Raw genomic sequence first — 3212 nt, forward strand, 5'->3', positions numbered from 1 at the left:
CTAAAAGAGGCTTCCTCTCGACTTGCTTGTCCCTGTTATTCATAGACCTGCCTCCGGACTATCAGAATATTAAACAGATTTTGAAATGTTGTTATAGCATAACATACAAAAACAGCCCACACGTGAGCTGAAAAATTCCGGACAATGTTAAAATTTGTTTTCTATGGCACTAACGCTATTGTTTTATTACTTTTATCTAATTAGTTAACATATCTTAACTATCCATAAAAAAGCCCATGAAGCCTGTAAATCACACAACTCCATGGGTCTGTCGCGCTACTCACTCACCCTTCGCTCTTGCACCCGCCATCAGCAATGCGAGGGATCATCGTTTCCCCGAAACCATATGTATTTTTTATATCACGAACATCTTGTTTTGACAATAGGACAAACTTTCAAACTGCAAAAATTTTTTCGTATATTTGTATAGGAAGGATGCCGATCAAAAGGCATTGGTTATCCTGATGGACAGACCTTCAGCCCTATCCGCATCGCTTAGCTTGAAACGATATTGAAGGATGATGTCGATGTACGAACGTGGCGCATGATAATCATCTTCCCTGTACCATATCCTCCACATCAAGCCCGGACCTACTCTGTATGCTTCGATGCTTCTCGTAAAATAATGCATGCTCTTTCTGTTATTGCCTGCGCCTTTGAAGGCGTAGGCAGCATCGGCCAATACCTCGGGAGACGCTCCGCAGTCATCGGGGATGGGGCCGATTCGCTCTTTCATGCCGTCCCACTTCAGGCTGTCGGTGTTCCTGCGGTTTATAACCCTGTCGAAGGAAGATACCATTTGCGTCACCTCGCCGGGGATATCGGTGTTTTGTAAAAACGGACCGGCTGCAAGGCAACCAGCCGGCTATTTCGCCTATTCTGCTTCAATGATATCAGACCTCAGCCTGTCGATCCTCATCAGAAGGGACATGAGGTACAGGAGGACGCATCCGTTAACTGTGAGAATGACTCCCACTATCCAACCAGGGAGCAGGTTGGATACAATCATGGAAGTTCCAAAGAGTATGGAAACAAGGTTCATCACAAACTGGGTGACGGTAAGATGTACCAGCACGGTGGGCACGACGTCCAATTCTTTCATGCTTTTAACCGCCGACAAGACGGTTTTTACGAGCCCTATGGCCCCGCCGGCGAGGTTCAGCAGACCGACAAGAAGGGTCAAAAAGGAGACAAGTACGTTAGGAACCACGCAGGAAACGATACCCAGGGCGGCGAAGACAAACCCCAAAAAGATTACAAGCCACGTGCGACGGAAGGGTCCGACGGGCGTGCCTCCGAAAGCCAGCATCTGGATGGAGAAAATAACCATCAGGAGGCCGAGCTGGGCGCTTCCCGAAAAAGGCAGCTTGCCGAAGCTTACGGGAATAAGAAGCACTCCGAGGATAAGCATAAAAACACCGGTGATTAGAAGCGTGGCCTTGTCGGCCTCCAGGCCAAAATCGTCGTCAAGGATCTTTACCGCCTGAGGGTAGATACGATAAATTTTCTGGAGCAAAAATGCGACTACAAAAATCGAAGCTCCGTATATCAGCACCGAAATCGCCGTCAACGACGCCGAAAACAGGCCCTGTTTCCACACTAGAAGCCCCACAAACATCGAAAACACGTAAACAGCCCCACAGGCGGGAGCAAGGTAAAGAAAGATTCCTCCATAGCCAAGCCAGGCCTGCAGCTTGTCCTTTGAAACAAGCATCTGCAGTAATTGCAGGAATCCGCCCAGGCAAAGACAGATAATGAGCAGCGCACTAGGAACGAGGGTAAATACGTCCGGAATGAAACATGCCACTATGCCCATTGCAGCGATGGCGATCCCCGCAATCACTACCGCCTTTGACCTGCGCATGTCCCCCGCAGGTGTTCTGCCCAAGGTCACCGTCTGGAGGCCGAACAAAAACAGAAGCAGACCGTAGACACCGTTTTCATAGTAGGGGATCAGGCCGGAGTACACAGGAAAAAGAAGAATCCCCGTAAGAGTCACTGCCATACCAGCTACGAGAAGAACCACCACGTCGAAGTAAAGGTCCGCCTCTTCGAAAAGAAATTCGGCCTTCTCCAAAAAGTGTTTCCACCTGGCTGCCGCGTCGGCCATTCTCAATAGTAGGTCCCCTTCGTGCGGTAGTTTTCGCGCCTTTCGGCCGCAAGCTGCCTCGCCAACTTGTCGAATTCCTCCTTGCGCTCCCTGTACAAGGTGTAGAAGTCCCGTGCGCTTTGGGGTAATACGATAACGACGGATTTCTTCTCCATTTCCTGGAGGATATATAGAACCGCCTCGTCAACGCCTATGGAGTCGGCCGGCGGAGTCATGTCGCCGAAGATAGGCGTCCTGACGTTGGCCGGACAAAAAACGCTGAACTGGAGACCTTCGACCTCCAGTTCGTACTGGAGGCTCTCGGTCATGGAGATAACGGCAGCCTTGGTCGCCGCGTAAACGGCCTGGTACGGTACAGGAAGCAGGCCGGTAATGGAGCCAGCGTTGACGATATGGCCGAACCCCTGTTCCCTCATGATCGGGATGGCCGAGTATGTGCCGTATATAACGCCTTTAAGGTTGAGGTCGATGGCCTTGTCCCATATTTCTAAGGTGACCCGTTCCGTGGGAATGGTAACACCTACACCGGCAATGTTGCATACGAAGTCGAGGTGCCCGGCATGATCGGCGGCGCTTTCGATAAACCCGGCTACCTGCTCCCTCTTGGTGACGTCCATCACTACGGGGAAAACCTTGCCCGGATAATTGCGCCCTAACCGTTGCGACTCGCGGCTAAGGTTTTCCTCGTTGAAGTCGCCCATAAAGACAGCCCTGGCCTCACGCTTGAGAAACTGCTCTGTCATCTCAAGGGCTATACCCGACGCGGCTCCCGTAATCGCAGCTACCTTGTTCTCGTAGTATCCACTCATTGACCTCATCCCTTTCTCCCCACCCCTAGGGCAGGACTCTCGAATCGCCCACGTTCAGCCTGGCGGAACCTTTGAACATCATTGCATAGGAGTACTTCAAAACGGGCAGGTTCGCAAGGCAGGTTATCGCCCTGTACTGAAGAGGGTGTTCTTCTGCCGTAAGTTCCGTCCACTCAACGCATCCATCACCCTTCCATGCCTTTGTAACCATCGATTCCTGCGGGTACAAGGTGGCTTGGCTTAAAGACGCGCCGCCCTTTCCAAGAGCCGGCAGGTATCTCCACCCGAAGTTG

At 51.3% G+C, this 3212-nt stretch carries 3 protein-coding genes and 1 pseudogene; all 4 read right to left on the bottom strand.

Annotated elements, in window-relative coordinates; translation table 11 throughout:
• Positions 1–442 precede the first annotated feature (442 nt).
• Complete coding sequence (locus tag Q7P41_RS08335) at positions 443–799, bottom strand: hypothetical protein (RefSeq protein WP_303883422.1); 357 nt, start codon at positions 797–799, stop codon at positions 443–445.
• A gap of 75 nt (positions 800–874) precedes the next feature.
• Entirely contained in the window at positions 875–2077 is a 1203-nt protein-coding gene (locus Q7P41_RS08340) for a hypothetical protein (protein WP_303883423.1), read from the bottom strand.
• Between the two features lie 35 nt (positions 2078–2112).
• Positions 2113–2919: an SDR family oxidoreductase gene (locus Q7P41_RS08345; RefSeq protein ID WP_303883424.1), complete on the bottom strand. Its 807-nt coding sequence runs from the start codon at positions 2917–2919 to the stop codon at positions 2113–2115.
• Between the two features lie 25 nt (positions 2920–2944).
• A pseudogene (locus Q7P41_RS08350) lies at positions 2945–3212 on the bottom strand (acetoacetate decarboxylase); the annotation flags it as partial.

Source organism: Acetomicrobium mobile, from assembly GCF_937920065.1.

Excerpts from the sequence above, each read along its gene's own strand:
- Q7P41_RS08335 (WP_303883422.1), bottom strand. The coding sequence starts at position 799 with ATGGTATCTTCCTTCGACAGGGTTATAAACCGCAGGAACACCGACAGC.
- Q7P41_RS08345 (WP_303883424.1), bottom strand. The coding sequence starts at position 2,919 with ATGAGTGGATACTACGAGAACAAGGTAGCTGCGATTACGGGAGCCGCG.